Source organism: Aeromonas rivipollensis (genome assembly GCF_010974825.1).
Taxonomy (GTDB): domain Bacteria; phylum Pseudomonadota; class Gammaproteobacteria; order Enterobacterales; family Aeromonadaceae; genus Aeromonas; species Aeromonas rivipollensis.
Genome location: NZ_JAAILA010000022.1, coordinates 72,379 through 93,145, shown reverse-complemented (window position 1 = coordinate 93,145; position 20,767 = coordinate 72,379). Strand labels below are relative to the sequence as shown.

Here is a 20,767-nt window from a genome sequence, read left to right as displayed (position 1 = left end):
GTAATTGGGACATAGCCTTTCATTTGCCCCCCCTTTCCGTCAGCGATGGACCGGCCTGGAGCCCTTGGCTGGCGCGGGTTTGCGGTAGTCAGATACCTGCTGCTATGGTCAATTTACGACGGGATCCACAGAGGGAGGCGATCATGAATAGTCGTGAAAGAGTACTGGCTCATTTGGCCACAGATCACCGGGTTGCAGGATTGACCGCTGGCGAGGCTCTGGCCGGTATCAGCCACTCGATGAGTTCGCTTCTGCTGCAACAAGATCAGCATTTCTTCCGCTGTCATGCCGATGACCCTTGTCACGAGGTCGCCCGGGCATGTTCCGCCGGACATGTCTGGCACGGCGACGAGAATCGCTATTAGGGAATGACGTTTCGGGAAGGGGAGATGCAGAAAAGCCCGCTCAGATGAGCGGGCCTTTCGAATTTGGCTCCTCCTGCTGGACTTGAACCAGCGACATACGGATTAACAGTCCGCCGTTCTACCGACTGAACTAAGGAGGAATTATTGGTGCCCAGAGACGGAATCGAACCGCCGACACGGGGATTTTCAATCCCCTGCTCTACCGACTGAGCTATCTGGGCAACGGCGCGCATTAAACCCTTTCTGCGTCTAGGTGTCAACCGCTGGGGGCAGATTGCGGTGCCGTTCGCTCGATAACCGAGCAATCGATCCTGCTTTCCCCCATTTTTCCCGCCCTGTCGCGCTGTGTTCATGGGCAACGTGAGTAAAGGAGGCCAGATCCCTTGAACGAACGTCATGGCTCAATGACGGCCATGACCTGATGCCCAATCACAAGGGGCGAGCCGATGAGCGGGGGCCTTGCTTCTGACGGTGTGTCATTCAAACGAGTTCTTTTATGCTCCCGGGCTGACCCTTGGTCATCAGTAGCTCCATGGTGGAAAACACTGATCCCCAAAGATCCTGCAATGTATTTTGTTTTCCTTGAGCTGGGGGGGGGACGGTATCTGTGGTGGCGCCTGTCAAAGGCGGGTTATTGCACTTTTTGACCTTTTTGCGGACACCGCCATTTGGGCGGGGGTCGGGCAAGGCAGTTATCTTGGTCCGCCGCATTGAGCCGGTTGCGCTCTGCGGGTATGCTTTGCCGCAACCATCCCCCTGGCGGCGACCCGGGCTAACGCGGCCGCAGCGTGCCTGCCAGCAGGGGCTGACATCCATCCAATACCGCCTGGGGTTTATATGAGTATCAACATGCAAGAGTGGCGCGACGAGACCACCGCCATCGTCAACGAGCTGCTGGCCGATGGCAGCAACCCGAGTCTGGACTACGAGATTGAGCACCACTTTGCCTGTCAGAACTTCGATCTGCTGGAGAAGGCGGCGGTGGACCTGTTCAAGGCCGGCTTCGAGGTGACAGATGCTGAGGAGATGGAGCTGGACGACGGTGCCACCATCTTCTGCTTCGATGCCACTGTGGAGTGCAAGCTGGATATCGAGACCATAGTGGCCGATATTGAGAAGATGCTGCCGATCCTCGAAAAATACGGCGTGGATTACGACGGCTGGGGCACCTACTTCCAGGAGTAAGAGTGTCTTCCTGGTTGCCGGTGAGAAGATGCTGACCGTTTTTCCCTCGAAAAATACGGCGTGGACTACGACGGCTGGGGCACCTACTTCCAGGAGTAAGGTGTACTCGTCAGCGCATCGCGAAGATGTTGCCCATGCCCTCGACAGATAATAAAAAGGCCACTTCAAGTGGCCTTTTTGCTGTGCGCGAGTCAGTCGGGCAACTGGTAGTTGCGGGCAAACTCGGCGGGGGGCAGGGGGCGGCTGAACAGGTAACCCTGCAGGCGATCGCAGCCCGCCTGTGCCAGCCAGGCCTGCTGCTCCACGGTTTCCACTCCTTCGGCGGTGATCCTGATACCGAGTTCATGGCCGAGCCCGATGACGGAGCGCACTATGGCGGTGGTAGCCTGGTTGCTGGCCAGCCCCTGGGTGAAGCTTCTGTCGAGCTTGAGGGTGGCCACCTGCAGCCTGGGCAGGTAGGCGAGGGAGCAGTAACCTGTGCCGAAGTCGTCGATGGCGAGCTGGAAGCCCGCCTCGATGAGGCAGGCGAGGTTGCTCTCTATCTCGTCGGCATTCTCCATCAGCACCCCTTCGGTGATCTCCAGTTCCAGCTGCCAGGGGGCCAGCCCGTGGCGCTCGATGCAGTCGAAGATCTGCGGGCAGAGTTCGGGATCGCGGAACTGCAGCGGTGACAGGTTGATGGAGAGCACCAGGTCCGGGGCCGCCACCTGCCAGCGGGCCAGCTGGGCACAACCCAGCTCCAGCATCAGCTGGCCGAGCTGGCCGATGAGGCCCAGCTCTTCCGCCAGCGGAATGAACTCGTCGGGGGAGATCATGCCGAACTCCGGATGAGGCCAGCGGCAGAGCAGCTCGGCCCCGTGCAGCCGGTTGCTGTGGGTGCAGATGATGGGCTGGTAGACGGCGGTCAGCTCGGCCGACTTGATGGCCAGCGGCAGCTGGGCGGCGATGAGCTGACGGCGCTTGAGCTTGGCGTCGAGCTCGGGGTCGAACAGGGTGCAGTGCTGCTGTTGGCGCTTGCCCTGGGCCAGAGCGGCTTCAGCATGGCTCAGCAGGCGCTCGGCCTCCTTGGCCTTGCCGTGGGCTATGCCGAGGAACACCGGGATCTGGATCCTGTGCTCCTCGACCTGGTAGGGGGCCATCAGCTCCTGTTGCAGGTTGCGGCTCCACTCATCCAGGGAGAGGGGGAGTTCGGGCAGCAGCAGGGCGAAGTCATCGGCGGCGACCCGGCAGAGCAGGGACTGGGGCGGCGCCAGCCGTTGCAGGCGGCGCGCCACCTGGCTGAGCAGGCGGTCGGCGACCCGGATGCCGAAGCGATCGTTGATCTCGCGAAAATGTTGCAGATCCACCAGCAGCAGGCTGGCCTTGCGGGCGCCGAGGTGGCGGCTGGTCTGCAGGAAGTGGGAGAGCTTGAGCAGGCCGGTGAGGCTGTCGTAGTGCTGCTCCTGTTGCAACTGGGCCTGGGTGGTACGCAGCCCTGTGATGTCACGGCTCAGGGTGAGAATGCCGAGGGAGTTGCCCTCGTCATCCGGCACCTCGACCCGGGTGACCTCCAGGTGACGGCCCTTGCCCTGGGCATCCACCACGCAATATTCCCCCTGTCCCAGGGTCTGTTCGACGGGCAGGCGGGGCGGCACTCGCCGACCCAGGGCGTCGCTTGCCGACAGTCCCATGAAGTCGAGGAAGGCCTGATTGCAGTCGATGAGTACGCCTTGGTGATCTTCGAGGCGAATGAGATCAGGGATGGCATCCAGCAGGCGGCGTTGCAGCAGCTGCTGCTGGCGGAAGGTCTGCTCCAGCTCCTTGCGCTGGTCGATGGCGCTGACCATGGCGAAGAGGGCGAGGGGGTCACCCTGCTCGTCATAGAGCGGCACCTTGTGGATCTCCATCCAGTTGGCGCCGGCGCCGCCGTGGCAGTGCAATTGCTGGTGCAGCAGGGGTTTGCCTTCGGCCAGCAGGCGTCCGTCCTCCTCGCGGAACAGATCGCCCCAGGGCATCTCGGCGTCCGTCTTGCCGATGAGATCGCCCGGCTGAGACAGCCCGGCCTCCCGGGCGAAAGCCTTGTTGGCAAACAGGTACCGTCCGGCCGTATCCCGGCAGAAGATATTCATGGGTAACTGGTCGATGATCTGCTGCAGCAGCGCCAGGGAGAGCGAAGAATTCACGTGAGCACTCACGGAGGAGACTTCGAGCAAATCTATGATAACAGGCCAGTTTTGTAAAGCGTGGGTTAAGAATCCGCCATTTATGTGGATCCCTGCTGACAGTCTGTGTCGTGATCGCCATAATAGCCGCCGGTTGGCCTATGGCCTTATGGACGAGAGAAGCAGCATGAAGAAGATAATGGGGGGCGCCCTGGCCCTGTTGATGGTGGGTTGTGCCAGTGACAACAATGGTGGCGAGCAGTACCGCTATACCCCGCCGGTTGCCAAGGCGACCAACAACACCCAGGAGATGGCAATTCCGGTGGATCTGGTGTGGGCCCGCGCCGAGAAGTGGTTTGGCGATCACGGCCTGAACATCGAAAACAGCCAGCGTGGCTCAGGTCTGATGACCGCCAACGTCGAAAACGCGGCCGAGGGGCTGGAGTGGCTGGATTGCGGCACCATGGGTTCCAAGGTCGCACTGGGCAACCCCAATCTGCAGATTAACCTGATCATCACCCAGAGCGGCAACAACAGCGTGGCGACCGTCAACGTCAAGGGCAACACCCAGCTCTACTTCGTCGAGTCCTCCGGCGAGCGCGTGCTGGCTCCCTCCATCACGCCGGTCTGCGTCTCCCGCGGCAGCCTGGAGCAGAGTCTGTTCGCCACCCTGGGCAACTGATCCTGCCCTGCCGGAGCGCATGAAAACCCCGTTGCCTGCAACGGGGTTTTTGTTTTGGGTCGCGAGCGCCTAGAGCCCGAACCGGCTCTGGGCCAAAAACAAAACCCCCGGCTGAGCCGGGGGTTTTGTCGTACTGGCGGCGGTTGCCGTTAGAGCGCGCTGTCACCGTGAAACAGCGCTCGCTCGCCGGACTTGAGCACATAACCCTTCCAGGGGAAGAGCTGGTAGGCCCCTCCTTGCCAGGACCAGTTCCCTTCCTCGCCCTGGCGCTCAAGGGGGATCAGCTCGCCGCTTGGCAGGGTCAGCTCGGCCTTGCTCTGATCGGCGTTGAACAGCACGAAGGCACTGCCGGTCTCGCTGGCCTCGAGGGATTGCAGGCGCACCGCCTGCTCGAACAGGCGTACGCACTGGCCGAGCAGGGGGGACCACTGGTAACCGGCGCTGGCACGGCAGCCGTGGGCATCCTGATCGTTGCCGACCAGCTGGGGAGGCTGGGTGCTGCAGGCCGCCAGCAGCAGGGAGGCGGCCATCAGAGTCAGGGTTCGCATGCTTACTCCTGCTTGTCTTCGAGAGTGTCCCGTTCGATCACGACGTTGGAGAAGCCCAGCTCCTTGAAGTAGTTCTCCCTGTAGTCCTTCACGCTCTTCTTGTCGCGGCGGCACACCTGGGCCAGCTGGGCCTCCATGGCGTGGAAGCTGGAGAGATCCAGCCCCTCGGCCGCGGCAATGGCGTCATAGATGCTGTTGAACTTGTCGTTGGCGTAGCCTATCTCTTTGGCCTGCTTCTTGTAGGTGTAGGTAATCTTAAACGCCACTGGGGTCTTCCTTCTGTTTGGCCTGTTTGCGCTGAACATAGATATAGAGACTCTCTACCTTCTCTCGCGCCCAGGGGGTCTTGCGCAGGAACTTCAGGCTCGACTTGACGCTGGGATCATCGGTGAAGCAGCGGATATTGATCTGCTGCCCCAGCTCTTCCCAGCCGTAGTGCTCGACCAGGGCGGTGACTATCGCCTCCAGAGTCAGTCCGTGCAGCGGGTTGTTTTTCTGCGAGGCGCCCGGTTGCGCAGGCTTGGACTGGTCACTCATGCCTGATCCGCCAGCTTGGCAAAGGGCTGACCCATGCGGGTAGTGATGCCGTTGGCCAGATGGGGTTCGAAACCGGCCAGCATGCCAGGGCCAAACAGGCAGACGACTGTGCTGCCGAGCTTGAACAGACCCATCTCGGCGCCTTTTTGCAAGGTGATGGCCTCATCGCCGGTGTAATCCCAGCGCACCACTTCCTTCTGCTTGGTCGGCGCTATGTTGCCCGCCCAGATGGTTTCGATGCTGGCGACTATGGTCGCGCCAACCAGCACCAGCGCCATGGGGCCGTGGGGGGTGCGGAAGGTGGCGACCACCCGCTCGTTGCGGGCAAAGAGGTTGGGCACGTTTTCGGCGGTGAGCGGGTTGACGGAGAAGAGATCCCCCGGCACGAACACCATGCTCTCCAGCACGCCGTCCAGGGGCATGTGGATGCGATGGTAATCCTTGGGCGCCAGATAGATGGTGGCAAAGTCGCCATCCTTGAACGGCGCCACCAGATCCTCGAAGCCGCCCAGCAGCTCGCGGGCGCTGTAGTCGTGGCCCTTGGCCTGGATGATGCGGCCCTGATGGATGGGGCCGAGCTGGCTGACGGTGCCGTCCACCGGCAGGGCCAGGGTCATGGCATCCTCGACCAGCGGGCGGATCCCCGGCTTGAGCTCGCGGGTGAAGAAGGCGTTGAAGCTCGCGTAGTGGGCCGGATCTTCGTGCAGTGCCTCGCTCATGTCGACGCCGTACTGCTTGATAAAGGCCTCGATCACCCGGGTGGTGAGGTTGCCAGCCTCGGCGGCGGCAAGCTTGCCGACCAGGCGGGAGAGGGCGTGTTTGGGCAGGCAGTATTGACCGGCAATTTTCAGGTTGTCAGTGATGCTCATGATCTTCATCTGCTCTTTCTAAAAAGAGGGAGGTTGATTGGGTCACAGCCGGGCTTGTTGCCGACCGTGGCGGGCTTCCTGCATGGTTTCCAGGATGCGGTGATAGTTGTGGAAGCGGTCAGGGCTGATGGCGCCACTGCTGACCGCCGCCCGCAGGGCGCAGCCGGGATCGTCCTTGTGGGTGCAGTCGCGGAACTTGCAACTGCCGAGGTAGTCGCGAAACTCCACGAAACACCAGGTGATGCGATCGGCTTCCAGGTGCCAGAGGGCGAACTCGCGGATCCCGGGGGAGTCGATGAGATCGCCGCCGCTCGGGAAGTGATAGAGCCGCGCCGTGGTGGTGGTATGGGTGCCCAGCCCCGAGTTTTCGGAGATCTCGCCGGTGAGCACGCCAAGCCCCGGCATCAAAGCGTTGGTCAGGGACGACTTGCCCACCCCGGACTGGCCGACGAAGATGCTGATCTTGTCGGTCAGTGCGGCCTTGAGCTGGTCGAGCCCCTCGCCGCTCTCGCAGCTCACCAGGATCACCGGGTAGCCGAGCTTGCGGTAGGCGGCGAGCTGGCCCTCGACCCGGATGCGGGCCGCCTCGTCCAGCATGTCGACCTTGTTCAGCACTATGAGGGGGGCGATTTCCACATCCTCGGCGGCCACCAGATAGCGGTCGACAATGTTGGTGGAGAACTCGGGCATCACCGCCGAGACGATGACTATCTGGTCTATGTTGGCGGCGATGGGTTTGACCCCGTCGTAGAAGTCCGGCCGGGTCAATACGGAGTGACGGGGATGCACCGCCTCGATGACCCCGGCGGTCGCGGCATTGAGGCCGGGACGCCAGACCACCTTGTCACCGCACACCAGGCTGTTGATGCTGCTGCGACGCAGGTTGCTGCGGTGGATGGTGCCGTCGACGGCTTCCACGTCCGCGTGCTGGCCGAAGCGGCTGATCACCACCCCTTCGATGGCCGGGCCGAACAGGGTGTCATCCACTACTGTGGTGTGATCTTTTTGCAGTCGCCGCTCGCGGTTGGCCTGAACGCGCCTCTGTTGACCCAGATTGAGTTTTGCTTTCTTTGCCACTCGATTCGCCAGTTTATGAACAGATCCAAAGCCAGTATGATACATGCAAATTGGCAAAATTCCGCCATTCCTCCCAATAGAGAGAGCAATCATGACAGTCAGCGCGCAGAACCTGGTATGGATCGACATGGAGATGACGGGTCTCGACCCCGAAGAGAACGTGGTTCTGGAGATTGCCACCATCATCACCGACAAGGATCTGAACGTGCTGGCACAAGGGCCTGTCATCGCCATTCACCAGAGCGATGAAGAGCTGGCCAAGATGGACGACTGGAACGTCAACACCCACACCAAGAGCGGACTGGTGGCCCGGGTCAAGGCGAGCGAGCACGACGAAGCCCGCGCCGTGGCAGAAACCCTCGACTTCATTCGCCAGTGGGTGCCGGAGCGCACCAGCCCCCTGTGCGGCAACAGCATAGGCCAGGATCGCCGCTTCATGGTCAAGCACATGGGCGAGCTGGAAGCCTTCTTCCACTACCGCAACGTCGACGTCAGCACCATCAAGGAGCTGGTGCGCCGCTGGCAGCCGGAGCTGCTGGATCAGTTCACCAAGAGCGGTTCCCATCAGGCGCTGGACGACATCCGCGAGTCCATCGCCGAACTGCAGTTCTACCGCAGCCACGTCTTCAAAATCTGAGTCCCCGGCAAGGGGTTGCCGTCGCTCGGTTGCTAAAATCGGCAGTTCGGCCAGCTTTTGAGCGAACGGCTGCACAGTGACAAAAAAGCCCTTGCAATTGGAATGACTGCTCTTATAATTCGGCTCCCGTACAGTAGCGCAAGCAACCAAATGCTGTACGGTCGTTTTAAGGCAGTTGCGGGAATAGCTCAGTTGGTAGAGCACGACCTTGCCAAGGTCGGGGTCGCGAGTTCGAGTCTCGTTTCCCGCTCCAAAATCTGATGATGACACTGGTTCAATCCAGCCCGATGCGGGAATAGCTCAGTTGGTAGAGCACGACCTTGCCAAGGTCGGGGTCGCGAGTTCGAGTCTCGTTTCCCGCTCCAATCATCAGCACAGCCTCAAGACACATGTAGCGGGAATAGCTCAGTTGGTAGAGCACGACCTTGCCAAGGTCGGGGTCGCGAGTTCGAGTCTCGTTTCCCGCTCCAATACGTATTAGTAAGCTACTGCAGATGATTATTCCGATGCGGGAATAGCTCAGTTGGTAGAGCACGACCTTGCCAAGGTCGGGGTCGCGAGTTCGAGTCTCGTTTCCCGCTCCAATCACTTGCAGAAGACATCCTGTTGCGGGAATAGCTCAGTTGGTAGAGCACGACCTTGCCAAGGTCGGGGTCGCGAGTTCGAGTCTCGTTTCCCGCTCCAATCTCTCTTCGTAGTCCTAGTCGTCCATTCTTTTTCTTATCCCTATTCGAATAGATTCCGTATCGCGCCGCGATGCTTTGCCATATCCGCTTGTCAGCACCTGTGCCGGTTTCCCGTCATTGCCCTCGGTCCATGGACTATGGCGGCGGCAGCTGAGCGTAGGCGGCTTGGGAGAGGCATGTCAGGGCGGCGAAGAGCTCGCCCGATACGGGGCGGGGAATGGCAGACAAAAAAATAGGAGGGGCCTTGGCTCCTCCTGCGAGTTCACGGGTGCGGCTTAGAGCAGAGTCACGTTCTCAGCCTGCGGGCCTTTCTTGCCCTGGGTCACGGTGAACTGGACTTTTTGACCTTCAGCCAGGGTCTTGAAACCAGTGCTCTGGATGGAGGAGAAGTGAACGAAAACGTCCGGTCCCTGGGATTGCTCGATGAAGCCAAAACCCTTGGTTTCGTTGAACCATTTTACTTGGCCGGTGCGAATGTCAGACATGTGGTAAGTCCTATCTATAACAAAATGAAACTAACGCCTTGTTGGGCAGCATTTGCCTAGAATGCAGGGGCCTACCCATGACTGACTACGTCGATGTGTTCCAGTGGCATGCAGTACAATCCCTGTCTAAAGCACAACCGATTGTACTGGAGCCCGATCCCTTGTCAATTTGGCACTTTTCATTTTTTGAGCGAGCTAAAAGTATTGGGAAGTCAGCGGCTTGTTTCATGCTTCTGGTCAAAAAAACGGGAGGCCATGGCCTCCCGTTTCATCACTCCTTGAGGGCGAACCCTTCGCCCTGTCGGTCGTAGCGGTAGTTTGCCTGACCGAAGGAGCGGATCTCGACCCGCTGGATGCGGCGGCCTGTGTCCACCAGGATGAACACCGACTTGCCCGATTGCAGCCGGGTCAGCGGCCTGTCCGGCCCCTCTATGGCGATCAGGCGGCTCAGCTCTGCCCCGGGCAGTTCAAACTTGCGCCAGATGGAGTAGAGGGTCTCGCCAGCCTGCACCTCGTGCTGCAGCCAGGTGCCATCGACTCTCTCCTCGACCGGTTTGGCCGCGACCGGCGCACTGCTTGCGGCCCCGTTGCCCACGGTCAGCGCCTGGGTCGGCACGGCCAGCGGCACGGCGAGCGAACCGGAAGGCGCCGCCTTGGGGGCGGCGGGGGCAGGTTCCCAGGCCAGCAGCAACAGCCAGAGAGGCACCAGCACCAGCAGGCCTATGGTGTGCTTGCGCGGCAGCGGACTAGCCAGCTTGAATGAAGCCGCCTTCGACTCCTTGTTACGCTGACCAAGGCCGCCCAATCCCTGGCCAAGACGTTGACGCAGGGGCAGGGTAGCGGCATTGATACGATGGAGCAGGGTTCCTTGTGATTCGTCTTGGCGACGCTGCTGGGCTCGTCTGTTATGGCCACGTGGGCGACGGTCCGGGGTGGGCACGGCATTTACCTCTCACTACATTGCCTGCCATCAGGCAAATATAGTGCCTATGGTAAACGGACTCGCCCCCGAGGGGGAGAGCCCTGAGCATGAAAATTATCAGCTGAGACGAAATTGCCCCAGCAACTGCTGCAAACGCTCGGCCGCCTGGCGCAAGGCCTGGCTGGCTTTCGCCGTATTGGTGGCATCCTGGGCTATGTCGTTGGCCAGTGCGTTGGTTTTTGACAGGTTGCCTGAGACTGTCTCGGAAACTGAGCTCTGCTCCTCGGCGGCGGAGGCTATCTGATAGGTCATGTCGTTGATGGTGGCAATGGCCTGGAAGATGCTGTCCAGCGCCGCCTCCGCCAGATCGGCCTCGCCCACCGCCTGATGGGTCAGCTGCTGGCTCTGCTGGATGGCGTTGACCGCATTGGCCGAGCTGTGGCGGATCTTCTCGATCAGCTCCTGAGTATTCTGCACCGCCTGCTGGGTGTTGCCCGCCAGCTTGCGCACCTCGTCGGCCACCACCGCAAAGCCGCGCCCCTGCTCGCCAGCCCGGGCCGCCTCGATGGCGGCGTTCAGCGCCAGCAGGTTGGTCTGATCGGCGATGCCCTGAATGACGGTGAGTATGCTGGTGATCTGCTCGCTGTCGTGGGCCAGCCCTTCTACCACCTCGGCTCCCTTGCCCGCCTCGGCCGCCACCTTGTGCATGGACTGGATCACCTGCTGGAAGCGCACCTTGCCCTGATCCGCCGCGCCCTGGGCCTGCTTGGCCGAGTCGGCGGTGTTGTTGGCGTGGGTCGCCACCTCCTGGCTGACATAGGACATCTCCTGCACCGCAGTCAGCATCTGCTCCATCTGTGCCTGGTGATGCTGCAGGTTGGTGTCGGTCTGGCCTGCAATGCGATCGGTATCCCCGGCGTGGCGATGGACCTCGCTCGCGGTTTTCTGCACGTCCCCGAGCAGCACCTGCAACTTGTCGATGAAGCGGTTGATGCCGCGGGCCAGTGCCCCCAGCTCGTCCTGGGCCCGGGTGTTCAGGCGCTTGGTGAGATCCCCCTCGCCATCGGCGATGTCATCCACCAGGCTGACCATCTGGCGGATGGGGCCCGTGATGCTGCGTGCTATCGCCAGCATGGTGGCCAGGGCCAGCACCAGTACGATGAGGGCACCTATGAGCTGCTGGGTCATGGCGGCCCGGTTCATCTCGGTGAGCTGGCTCTCCAGCTCGTCGGCGCCCGCCAGCACCACCTGATAGGGCAGGGTGACTATGATGGCCCAGTTGCGGGCCATGCCCGGCACCGCGATGGGCACAGAGATGCGAAACGCCTCGTCGAGCTCCTGGCGTTGCAGCTCGGGTTTGAGGTATTGCTGCCAGCCGTCGCCCAGCAGCTTGTCGGCGCGGCTGCCGAGCAGGCTGGTGTCCCCGCTGGTGCCTGTGATGACGCCGGCGGCGCTGACGATAAGTGTCTCTCCCTTGCCGTCATAGATGTTGCTGTTGAGGGACTGGGCCTGGCGGCTGATGGAGTCCACCGCCAGATCCAGGGCCGCGACGCCCTTGAACTGACCGCCCACCAGTATGGGGGTGGTGATGGTGCTCACCAGCACCTGCTGGCCGTTGATGTCCACCTTGAAGGGATCGATGAGGCAGGAGCGCCCCTCCCGTTTGGGGCAGGCGTAGTAGTCGTTGGCCGGATTGCCGAATTCGTCCGCGTCGCTCTTCTCGATGGAGAGCAGCAGATCCGAGCCAATGCTCTCCTTGTCGCGATAGAAGTAGGGGACGAAGCGCCCCTTGTCATCGCTGCCAAGGGCGCTCTGGCCTGCGAAGGCGCTGTCCTGGCCATCGAAGCCGTTCGGCTCGAAGCCCGCGAAGGCACCATAGAGTTGCGGCTCCAGGCCGAGCTGCGCCTTGAGCAGATCCGTGGCCTGCTGGCGATCCAGCGGCAGCTTGCCCTCCTGCTGCAGGGCGAAGACGCTGGCCATCTGCTGGGTATAGGAGAGCCCCTTTTGCAGCAACTGGGTGATGGTGGCGGCCTCGGCGCGGGCGTTGGCACTCACCTTCTGCCACGCCTCCTGCTGCAGGGCCGCGCGACTGGAACTGATGGTCAGTTGCTGGGTCTGCTTGCTCGAGTATTGGTTGAGCAGGATCAGGATGACCAGGGCCGTGGTCATGGCGACCCCCGCCAGTACCAGGATGCGATTCTGGATAGAGCGAAACTGCATCTCGTGTTCCTTGTGAGTAGAAAGTTGTATGAATTATCGGCATGGCGGGAGATTCCTCCAGCAATGTTGATCAGCAAAGCTGAAAATGAGGGGAGGTTTTGCGATCCCTCTCAAAGAACGGCGCCCCGGCCGAATCAAGACCTGTTTAGGCCCCGGCTATTGCATGGTTTTCCCATCCGTGATTCTGAGTGCTAAAATGCGACGGTTTTTTCTAACGCATTGGCCCAAGGCCCTCTACACAAGGCTTAAAGATGAAAGTCAAAACCCGTTTTGCTCCCAGCCCGACCGGCTTTTTGCATGTCGGCGGTGCCCGTACCGCACTCTATTCCTGGTTGTTCGCAAAGAGCCAGGGCGGCGAGTTCGTGCTGCGTATCGAGGATACCGACCTGGAACGTTCCACTCAGGAGGCGATCGACGCCATCATTGAGGGCATGGAATGGCTGGAGCTGAACTGGGATGAGGGCCCCTACTACCAGACCAAGCGCTTCGATCGCTACAACGGCATCATCGACGAGATGCTGGCCGATGGCCGCGCCTACAAGTGCTTCTGCTCCAAGGAGCGCCTGGAGGGGCTGCGCGAAGGCCAGATGGCGAGTGGCGAGAAGCCCCGCTATGACGGCAAGTGCCGGGATGCCGCCCACGATCACCCGGCCGATGCGCCCCACGTGATCCGTTTCCGCAACCCCACCGAAGGCTCTGTGGTGTTCGATGACCACGTCCGCGGCCGCATCGAGTTTGCCAACACCGAGCTCGACGATCTCATCATCCGCCGTACCGATGGCGCCCCCACCTACAACTTCTGCGTGGTGGTCGATGACTGGGACATGGAGATCACCCACGTGGTGCGTGGCGAAGACCACATCAACAACACCCCGCGCCAGATCAACATCTACAAGGCGCTGAACGCGCCCGTGCCGGAGTTTGCCCACGTCTCCATGATCCTGGGTGACGACGGCGCCAAGCTCTCCAAGCGCCACGGCGCTGTCTCTGTGATGCAGTACCGCGACGACGGCTACCTGCCGGAAGCCCTGCTGAACTATCTGGTGCGTCTGGGCTGGTCCCACGGCGATCAGGAGATCTTCACCCTGGACGAGATGATCAAGCTGTTCAGCCTGGATGCCATCTCCAAGTCCGCCTCCGCCTTCAACACCGACAAGCTGTTGTGGCTGAACAACCACTACATGCGCAGCCTGGATCCGGCCTATGTTGCCAAGCACCTGGAGTGGCACATGGCCGCCCAGAACATCGACACCAGCAAGGGCCCGGCGTTGCCTGCGGTTGTCACCCTGCTGGCAGAGCGCTGCAACACCCTGGTAGAGATGGCCGCCCAGAGCCGCTATCTGTTCGAAGATTTTGAGGCCATCGACGAAGCCGCTGCCAAGAAGCACCTGCGCGGCGTCGCTGCCGAGCCGCTGACTCTGGCCAAGGCCAAGCTGGCGGCGCTGGAGACCTGGACCACCGAAGCGCTGCACGAGCTGATTGAAGCCACTGCCGCCGAGCTGGGTCAGGGCATGGGCAAGGTCGGCATGCCGCTGCGCGTCGCCGTCACCGGTCTGGGCCAATCTCCTGCCATAGACGCCGTGATGGCGCTGGTGGGCAAGGAGCGTGTGCTCGCTCGCATCGACCGCGCCCTGGCCTATATCGAAGTGCGTATGGCCGCCGAATAAGCGCCAGTCGCTGACAACAAAGGGCTCCCTGACGGGGGCCCTTTGCATTTTGGCCTCAAGCGGATTTGCGACGTAAAACAGCGACATAGCGACGCTGTTGGCGGTAAAAACAGCTAACTGCCTGAATTTTGACTAAACGCTCCAACCGGCGAAAATTTTGGGTTGACAGCAAAGCGGGTGATGCCTATCATGCGCCTCCGTTGCCAGAGATAACTTTGGTAGCGCCGAGGTGAGTTGGGGTTATAGCTCAGCTGGGAGAGCGCTTGCATGGCATGCAAGAGGTCCGCGGTTCGATCCCGCGTAGCTCCACCAAATTCTCCTCGAACAATCTGGAATCCAAGGGGTTATAGCTCAGCTGGGAGAGCGCTTGCATGGCATGCAAGAGGTCCGCGGTTCGATCCCGCGTAGCTCCACCAGGTTCCCGATTGTAGAAGTGCAGTACCCAGGGCAGTGCGGTGTGTATCACCCAGGCCGACCTTTGTGGGGTTATAGCTCAGCTGGGAGAGCGCTTGCATGGCATGCAAGAGGTCCGCGGTTCGATCCCGCGTAGCTCCACCACTATTTGCAATAAAGAGCAACAGGCCGCCAGAACCCGTTGTCTAATGAAGAAAGAATTTGGGGTTATAGCTCAGCTGGGAGAGCGCTTGCATGGCATGCAAGAGGTCCGCGGTTCGATCCCGCGTAGCTCCACCAAATTCAGAGTGAAGGTCTTGACCTTGATTCGCCACAACTTGGGGTTATAGCTCAGCTGGGAGAGCGCTTGCATGGCATGCAAGAGGTCCGCGGTTCGATCCCGCGTAGCTCCACCAAATTCTTGTTACAAGAAGCAAAAGGCCACCGTTATCGCGGTGGCCTTTTTGTTTGTTCAGGTATTTATTTTTCCCATACTTCCCGCCCCTTCATTTACAAATCAAATGGCCAGAATGAGAAAGCCCGCGACTGTCGCGGGCTTTTTGCGTTATTCAGCGCGGATCATGAGGTGTGCCGACGGCGCCAGGCCAGCGGCAACAGCGCCAGCAGCAGTGCCCCCATGGCCCCGCCACCGCCGCCCTTGCTCTGCTCGTTGAGCTTGAGGTCGACGATGATGGGGTCGTGGTCGGAGGCGCTGAACGGGTTGTCCGACTTGATCAGATCGCCGGTGAAGGCGCTGCCATATTCGAACAGGTTGCTCTCGAACGAGTTGATGTGCCAGTCGGCGACCGCGATCACCCGCTTGGCCAGCGCCGGGTTGGCGAGGGCGTAATCCAGGGTGCCGAGCTCGGCCTCGTAGCTGTAGGAGATGGCCTTCTCCTGGTTGAACTTGAGGTTCACGTCGATCAGCCCGTAGTTCTTCTCCACCGCGCGGCCCATCTGCTCATAGGGCTGCTCGCCGACGAAGGTGTGGGAGGCGGAGTGGATCTGGCGTTCCGCCGTGGCCGGATCGTAGTCGGTGAGCACCCGGATGGGATCTTCCTTGGCGTAGGAGTTGAAGTCCCCCACCAGCAGCACCTGACCCGGCATCTTGCTCACCGCCTCACCCAGCACCTTGGCGGCACTGACCCTGAACTCGGTACACTTGCCCTGCAGATCCGCAGGCTCGCTCTTGCCATCCCCGTTCTCATAGCAGCCGGATCCCTTGGATTTCAGGTGGTTGACCACCAGAGTCAGGGGCTCGTCGCTGCCCGCCACGGTGAAGCGCTGCACCAGGGAGTCCCGCTGGCCTGCGCTCCTGGTGACGCCGCCCGTGATGTAGCGCTGCTCTGGCAGACGAATGACCTCGGCATCCCCGCTTGGGGTGAGCAGGGCGGGGCGATAGATGATGGCCACCATGATGGCGTCGCCGCCAAAGAAGCGATCCTGGGTGAGCAGGGCCTTGGGCAGGCTGACGAAGGCGTACTGCTTGCTCGCCTCTTTCTGCCGGACGTTGAGGCTTTGCACCAGATCGCTGATGGCGGCGTGCTCGTCGAAGCCGTTGTTCTCCATCTCCATCAGGCCGAGCAGGTCTGCGTCCATCTCTGTGATGGCGTTGACTATCTTGGTGCGCTGCAACTGGAACTCCTCCAGGCTCTTGGCGCCGCGGTTGCAGCCCTTGGCGCTGTCCGCATCCGCCTGATCCGCACAGAGCACGTTGAGGGCGCCCCCCACGCTGGAGTGGCTGGTGAAGTAGTTGAGCACGTTGAAGCTGCCGATGCGCAGGTCGGTGCCATGGGCGCGGGCCGGTGCGCCCTGGCGGTCGTTCTCATCTGTGCGCAGCAGATCCCCCGCCGTGATGCGCTGATCCTTGGGCACTATCAGCCGGTACTCGTCATAGCTGTAACCCACCAGGGCTTCCAGATTGACCGGGGCATCGCCGATGCGCAGGTAACCCTGCTCCGGCTCCCAGGCCGGCAGCCAGGGCAGCTTGCCGTTGGCGGCCTTGAAGTCCGACTCGAGGAAGACGCGGTTGCCCGCATTGGCCTCGGCCAGGGTGTTTGCCCCCTGACTGCCAGCCACATGGAGCTGGGTCGGCTTCATCAGTGGGGCGCCGTGGGAGAGCACCAGGTTGTTGCGCTTGGCGGCGTAGTCGTAGCTGAAGTTGCGGCTTACCTTGAGGGCGCTGTCCCCATCGAGGCGCACCCGCATCCCCTCGTGACGCTCCAGGGCCCGGGCCAGGGTTTCCCCCTCCAGCACCCGCAGCGCCGTGGCGGCCGGGGCGTCGCCCCGGGCTAGCACCGCCAGACGCGGCGTGCTGCCGTCAAACAGGGGCTTGAGCTGGGTGTGGCCATGATACTCCTCGACCTTGGCCTCCAGACAGACCTGGGCACCCGGCTGTATGTCCGGGTACTTGCTGGCGAACTGCTTGTCGCTCAGGTAGACGAAGATGCCGTCCGAGCTCTGGGGATTGCCGTCCCCTTGCAGATCCTGCAGGTAGAAGCCCTTGTTCAGGCTCTCGCCGAGGGCGGAGACCACGGCCTTGACCGAGACGCTTCGGGGGCTTTCGAACTGATGGTCCGGGACGAGCGGGCTCTTGTCGCCGCTGCCCTGGATGGCGGGGATGGGGGTGAGGGCGCTGTCGGCCGGGCAACTGAAGCCGGCGGCATGGAGAGACGGGGACGCGAGGGCGAGCCCCACGGCCAGGGACAGCAGGGTAGGTCTTCCTTTCATGGGTATTCCTTTTTTATTTTTTTGCCAGTGTTTCCATAGCCTTGGCGCTCTGGCCAAGGGCGCGCATTGTCACATTTCTGGCAGCTCTGACCAGTGAGGCAGCGCACATTATGGGGAGACAAAAGAGGCTGAGCCCGTTTTTTTGATGTGGCTAACAGATTGATATTAATGACTTAATGGTTAGTTGGCCGATTGAGGGGGAATGTGAGCTGGCCGGCATTCACATATTTTCCTTAGAGAATAAAGATTGAGCGGCCGCCACTTGCTTTCTATACTCGATCCGTTCCTCACGGAACCCAGGTTAAGGGCAAACCGGCAGTGATGCCGGGACGCAAAGCCTCCGATCTGTCCCAAGCGGGCCAGACAGCGGGGTTACCCCGGGGTGACATGAGGGTATGTGGCCCCGTCCAAGGCCTGTTGTCGTTCCCTGCTCCCCTGTTGCGATTGCGCTTTTCCCGGTGTTGAAGCCAAGACAAAACAAGGATGATAACAAGATGCAACAGACCCTCAGGCCCAGCAGGCTCGCCATGCTGGTTGCCCTTGCGGCCATGCCCGCCTGGGCGCACGCCGCCTATCCCGCCTATCAGGCTGGCACCGCCTACAAGGCTGGCGATGTCGTCAGCAACGCAGGCGCCCTCTACGAATGCAAAGAATTCCCCTATTCCGGCTGGTGCGGGGCTTCCCCCTACCACTACGAACCCGGTGTCGGCGCCGTCTGGGCCGATGCCTGGAAACTTCATGGCGGTGAGGTGCCGCCGCCTGCTCTGGTCGTTGCCATCGGCTCCCCCGCCGTGGGCAGCAGCGTCAGCGAAGGTGCCAGCGTCGCCCTGGGGGTGACCCTGAGCGGCCCGATCACGGCGCTGGCCAAGGTGGAGTACCTGGTCGATGGCACCCTGGTCGCCACGGCCACGGCCTCTCCCTGGAGTGCCAGCTGGTTTGCCGCCGGCGTGGGCAATCACGCCCTCAAGGCCCGGGCGCTGGATAAAGACGGCAAGGTGCTGAGCGAGGCTGATTCCAGCTTCAAGGTCGCCGCCGTGGTGGCGCCAGAGGCCCCCAAGGCGAGCATCGCCAGCCCCGCCGCCGGGGCCAAGGTGACCCTGGGCCGCGCCCTCACCGTGATCGGCAATGTCACCGACGCCAATGACGACGTCGCCAAGGTCGAGCTGTTCGTCGATGGCAAGAAGGTGGGTGAAGACAGCAGCGCCCCCTGGCAACTGAGCTGGACACCCCAGAGCAAGGGGCTGGCCGGTCTCAAGCTGGTGGCGACCGACAGGGAGAACCTCTCCGGCGAGTCGGCCCAGGTCGATGTCTTGGTGGAAGAGGCGGCGCTGCCCCCCACAGGTGGCAACCTCTCCTGCGACGTGCGCCAGATCTATCGCGCCGATGGCAGCGAGTGCATGGGGGATGACCATGGCCGCCGCGTCATCGGCTATTTCACCTCCTGGCGGACCGGCAAGAACGGGCTGCCCTCCTACCTGGTGGGCGACATCCCCTGGGACAAGATCACCCACATCAACTACGCCTTCGCGGCGGTGGACGAGCAGAGCCACCTCATCAAGGTTGATGACGCCGCCACCAAGCTGACCTGGGACGGGGTGCCGGGCGCCGAAATGGATCCCGAGTTCGCCTATCAGGGTCACTTCAACCTGCTGTCGAAATACAAGAAGCAGTATCCGGACGTGAAGACCCTGATCTCCGTGGGTGGCTGGGCCGATACCCGTGGCTTCTACACCGCCACCACCAAGGGCGACTGCTCGGTCAATACCGCCGGCATCAACGCCTTTGCCAACTCGGCGGTGAGCTTCATCCGCCAGTACGGCTTCGACGGCGTGGATGTGGATTACGAGTACCCCACCTCCATGAAGGATGCGGGCAACCCCAACGACTTCCCGCTCTCCAACCAGTGCCGGGCCAAGCTGTTTGCGAACTACGAAGTGCTGATGAAGACACTGCGCGAGCGGCTCGACAGTGCCGGCACCGAGGACGGCCGCAAGTACATGCTGACCATAGCCTCGCCGGCCTCGGCCTACCTGCTGCGCGGCATGGAGAACTTCCAGGTCACCCAGTATCTGGATTACGTCAACCTGATGACCTACGACTTCCACGGCGCCTGGAACCACTTCGTCGGCCACAACGCCGCCCTGTTCGACAACAAGGCGGATCCCGAGCTGGCCCAGTGGGGTGTCTACAACCAGGCCCAGTTCGGTGCCATCGGCTACCTGAACTCCGCCTGGGCGGCCCACTACTTCCGTGGTGCCCTGGCGGCAGGCAAGATCAACATAGGGGTGCCTTACTACACCCGTGGTTGGCAAGGGGTGACAGGTGGTACCCATGGCCTGGGGGGCAAGGCGGCCCTGCCGAGCCAGAGCGCCTGTCAACCGGGCACGGGGGGCAGCACAGTTCCCTGCGGCAACGGGGCGGTCGGCATCGATAACATCTGGCATGATCTCGACAAGAACGGCAAGGAGATAGGCGGCGGCGCCGTGCCCATGTGGCACGCCAAGAATCTGGAGCACGCGGCCAGCCTCGGCATCACCACACTGCCGAGCTATGGCACGGCCTGGGGTCTGGATCCCAACAACCCGGCCCACGTGATGCAAGGCCAGTATGTGCGTTACTACGACGACAAGGCCCATGCGCCTTGGCTGTGGAACGAAGAGAAGAAGGTGTTCCTCTCCACCGAAGATGAAGAGTCCATGGGGCACAAGCTCGACTACATAGTCAATCGGGGCCTGGGTGGCGTCATGTTCTGGGAGATGGCGGGGGACTACGACTTCGACGCTGCCAAGAACGAGTATGTCATGGGCAGCACCCTCACCAGCCTGGCTTACGACAAGTTCAGCAAGGCGAGCAAGGCCAGCCTGAAGCAGAACGATCTGCCGGCCCCGGCCGCTCAGCTCGACATAGGCGTCAGCCTCTCGGGCTTCAAGGAGGGGGATTCCAACTACCCGATCAACCCGACCCTCAAGCTCACCAACAAGTCGACCCAGACCATACCGGGCGGCACCCGCATCGAGTTCCTGATGCCCACTTCCACCTCTGACACCATCACGGATCAGAGCGGCATGGGGCTCAAGGTAGTGGAGAGCGGCGGCAACCAGAACTCCGACGGCATCGCCAATGAGAAGGACTTCCACAAGGTGGCCCTGACGTTGCCGGGCTGGAAGGCCTGGGCGCCGGGCACCGAGGTGGAAGTGGCCATGACCTACTACCTGCCGGCGGCGGGGGTGCCGAGCGGCATGCGCCTGATTGCCGGCAGCCAGACCATAGGCCTGAAGTCCGACTTCCCGGCCCTGGCCGAGGCGGTGCTGGGGGGCAGCAGTGGGGGTGATGGCGGCAGCGGTGGCACCAGCTGCACCAGCCAGAGCGTGGATCCGGCGGCCTATCCGGCCTATCCGAGCTGGCCGCGCGGGGATCACGCCAATGGCAACGATCGCATGACCAACGGCAAGGCAGTCTGGCAGGCGAACTGGTGGACCAGCAGCGAGCCCAAGGCGGGTGACGGCAGTTGGAAGCTGGTATGCAACTACTGATAATTGGTTGGGGGGTTAACCCCGCGTCAACGCAATGACCCAATCCGGAGCCCAGGCTCCGGATTTTTTTGCGCCTTATATAAGGAAGGA

16 protein-coding genes, 12 tRNA genes and 1 riboswitch are annotated in these 20,767 nt (G+C 61.7%); of the genes, 16 read left to right on the top strand and 12 right to left on the bottom strand.

The window, feature by feature from the left end; all coding sequences use genetic code 11:
- Positions 1-143 precede the first annotated feature (143 nt).
- Positions 144-365, top strand: a complete 222-nt coding sequence (locus tag G4923_RS13945; RefSeq protein ID WP_106887714.1) for a hypothetical protein — start codon at positions 144-146, stop codon at positions 363-365.
- Between the two features lie 64 nt (positions 366-429).
- Here G4923_RS13945 and G4923_RS13940 read toward each other — a convergent pair.
- Both G4923_RS13940 and G4923_RS13935 read right to left on the bottom strand, forming a co-directional pair.
- Positions 430-505: transfer RNA gene (locus G4923_RS13940), tRNA-Asn, on the bottom strand.
- 5 nt (positions 506-510) lie between these two features.
- A tRNA-Phe gene (locus G4923_RS13935) sits at positions 511-586 on the bottom strand.
- 628 nt (positions 587-1,214) lie between these two features.
- Here G4923_RS13935 and rraB point away from each other — a divergent pair.
- Entirely contained in the window at positions 1,215-1,550 is a 336-nt protein-coding gene (gene rraB, locus G4923_RS13930; RefSeq protein WP_106887713.1) for a ribonuclease E inhibitor RraB, read from the top strand.
- A gap of 191 nt (positions 1,551-1,741) precedes the next feature.
- On the opposite strand, the gene G4923_RS13925 is transcribed toward rraB, so the two are convergent.
- Positions 1,742-3,712 carry a putative bifunctional diguanylate cyclase/phosphodiesterase gene (locus G4923_RS13925; protein WP_139746184.1) on the bottom strand — a complete coding sequence of 657 codons (1,971 nt, stop codon included), beginning with the start codon at positions 3,710-3,712 and terminating at the stop codon, positions 1,742-1,744.
- A 166-nt stretch (positions 3,713-3,878) separates the two neighbouring features.
- Here G4923_RS13925 and G4923_RS13920 point away from each other — a divergent pair, with 166 nt between their 5' ends.
- The gene (locus tag G4923_RS13920) at positions 3,879-4,373 is read left to right on the top strand and encodes a hypothetical protein (protein ID WP_106887711.1); all 495 of its coding nucleotides are present in this window, start codon (positions 3,879-3,881) and stop codon (positions 4,371-4,373) included.
- 149 nt (positions 4,374-4,522) lie between these two features.
- On the opposite strand, the gene G4923_RS13915 is transcribed toward G4923_RS13920, so the two are convergent.
- Genes G4923_RS13915 through rsgA form a run of 5 tightly spaced genes read right to left on the bottom strand, consistent with a single transcriptional unit; the run spans position 4,523 to position 7,404 of the window.
- On the bottom strand, positions 4,523-4,921 hold the full coding sequence (locus tag G4923_RS13915; protein ID WP_163137420.1) for a hypothetical protein: 399 nt from the start codon (positions 4,919-4,921) through the stop codon (positions 4,523-4,525).
- 2 nt (positions 4,922-4,923) lie between these two features.
- Positions 4,924-5,187 (bottom strand): DUF2960 domain-containing protein, encoded by a 264-nt coding sequence (locus G4923_RS13910; protein WP_025325938.1) that lies wholly within the window; start codon positions 5,185-5,187, stop codon positions 4,924-4,926.
- Positions 5,177-5,458 (bottom strand): VF530 family protein, encoded by a 282-nt coding sequence (locus G4923_RS13905; RefSeq protein WP_163137419.1) that lies wholly within the window; start codon positions 5,456-5,458, stop codon positions 5,177-5,179. The genes G4923_RS13910 and G4923_RS13905 overlap by 11 nt, the downstream gene beginning before the upstream one ends.
- Positions 5,455-6,327 (bottom strand): archaetidylserine decarboxylase, encoded by an 873-nt coding sequence (gene asd / locus G4923_RS13900; protein ID WP_163137418.1) that lies wholly within the window; start codon positions 6,325-6,327, stop codon positions 5,455-5,457. The genes G4923_RS13905 and asd overlap by 4 nt, the downstream gene beginning before the upstream one ends.
- A 42-nt stretch (positions 6,328-6,369) precedes the next feature.
- The gene (gene rsgA / locus G4923_RS13895; RefSeq protein ID WP_210428253.1) at positions 6,370-7,404 is read right to left on the bottom strand and encodes a small ribosomal subunit biogenesis GTPase RsgA; all 1,035 of its coding nucleotides are present in this window, start codon (positions 7,402-7,404) and stop codon (positions 6,370-6,372) included.
- 91 nt (positions 7,405-7,495) lie between these two features.
- Here rsgA and orn point away from each other — a divergent pair, with 91 nt between their 5' ends.
- From orn to G4923_RS13865, 6 genes are all read left to right on the top strand, one after another.
- Entirely contained in the window at positions 7,496-8,041 is a 546-nt protein-coding gene (gene orn / locus G4923_RS13890) for an oligoribonuclease (protein ID WP_111912002.1), read from the top strand.
- Positions 8,042-8,218: 177 nt separating this feature from the next.
- Positions 8,219-8,294: transfer RNA gene (locus G4923_RS13885), tRNA-Gly, on the top strand.
- Positions 8,295-8,330: 36 nt separating this feature from the next.
- Positions 8,331-8,406: transfer RNA gene (locus G4923_RS13880), tRNA-Gly, on the top strand.
- Between the two features lie 29 nt (positions 8,407-8,435).
- Positions 8,436-8,511: transfer RNA gene (locus tag G4923_RS13875), tRNA-Gly, on the top strand.
- A 38-nt stretch (positions 8,512-8,549) separates the two neighbouring features.
- A tRNA-Gly gene (locus G4923_RS13870) sits at positions 8,550-8,625 on the top strand.
- Between the two features lie 24 nt (positions 8,626-8,649).
- Positions 8,650-8,725: transfer RNA gene (locus tag G4923_RS13865), tRNA-Gly, on the top strand.
- Positions 8,726-9,002: 277 nt separating this feature from the next.
- Here G4923_RS13865 and G4923_RS13860 read toward each other — a convergent pair.
- The 3 genes from G4923_RS13860 to G4923_RS13850 form a co-directional block, all read right to left on the bottom strand.
- Positions 9,003-9,212 (bottom strand): cold-shock protein, encoded by a 210-nt coding sequence (locus G4923_RS13860; RefSeq protein WP_005327092.1) that lies wholly within the window; start codon positions 9,210-9,212, stop codon positions 9,003-9,005.
- A 271-nt stretch (positions 9,213-9,483) separates the two neighbouring features.
- The gene (locus G4923_RS13855; protein ID WP_163137416.1) at positions 9,484-10,152 is read right to left on the bottom strand and encodes a LysM-like peptidoglycan-binding domain-containing protein; all 669 of its coding nucleotides are present in this window, start codon (positions 10,150-10,152) and stop codon (positions 9,484-9,486) included.
- A 99-nt stretch (positions 10,153-10,251) separates the two neighbouring features.
- A complete protein-coding gene (locus tag G4923_RS13850) occupies positions 10,252-12,354 on the bottom strand; it encodes a methyl-accepting chemotaxis protein (RefSeq protein ID WP_163137415.1) in 2,103 nt (700 codons plus the stop codon).
- 251 nt (positions 12,355-12,605) lie between these two features.
- Between G4923_RS13850 and gltX the strand changes: the two genes are divergently transcribed.
- The 6 genes from gltX to G4923_RS13820 all read left to right on the top strand — a co-directional run bounded on the left by gltX (position 12,606) and on the right by G4923_RS13820 (position 14,830).
- Positions 12,606-14,021, top strand: a complete 1,416-nt coding sequence (gene gltX, locus G4923_RS13845; RefSeq protein WP_163137414.1) for a glutamate--tRNA ligase — start codon at positions 12,606-12,608, stop codon at positions 14,019-14,021.
- A gap of 236 nt (positions 14,022-14,257) precedes the next feature.
- Positions 14,258-14,333: transfer RNA gene (locus G4923_RS13840), tRNA-Ala, on the top strand.
- Between the two features lie 28 nt (positions 14,334-14,361).
- Positions 14,362-14,437 (top strand) — tRNA-Ala (locus G4923_RS13835).
- A 66-nt stretch (positions 14,438-14,503) separates the two neighbouring features.
- A tRNA-Ala gene (locus tag G4923_RS13830) sits at positions 14,504-14,579 on the top strand.
- A 59-nt stretch (positions 14,580-14,638) separates the two neighbouring features.
- Positions 14,639-14,714: transfer RNA gene (locus tag G4923_RS13825), tRNA-Ala, on the top strand.
- Positions 14,715-14,754: 40 nt separating this feature from the next.
- Positions 14,755-14,830: transfer RNA gene (locus tag G4923_RS13820), tRNA-Ala, on the top strand.
- 163 nt (positions 14,831-14,993) lie between these two features.
- Here G4923_RS13820 and G4923_RS13815 read toward each other — a convergent pair.
- Positions 14,994-17,144 (bottom strand): ExeM/NucH family extracellular endonuclease, encoded by a 2,151-nt coding sequence (locus G4923_RS13815; RefSeq protein ID WP_163137413.1) that lies wholly within the window; start codon positions 17,142-17,144, stop codon positions 14,994-14,996.
- Positions 17,145-17,440: 296 nt separating this feature from the next.
- A riboswitch (cyclic di-GMP riboswitch) is annotated at positions 17,441-17,524 on the top strand.
- A gap of 114 nt (positions 17,525-17,638) precedes the next feature.
- Between G4923_RS13815 and G4923_RS13810 the strand changes: the two genes are divergently transcribed.
- Positions 17,639-20,677, top strand: coding sequence for a glycosyl hydrolase family 18 protein (locus tag G4923_RS13810; protein ID WP_163137412.1), 3,039 nt, complete (start codon positions 17,639-17,641; stop codon positions 20,675-20,677).
- The last annotated feature ends 90 nt before the right edge of the window (positions 20,678-20,767 follow it).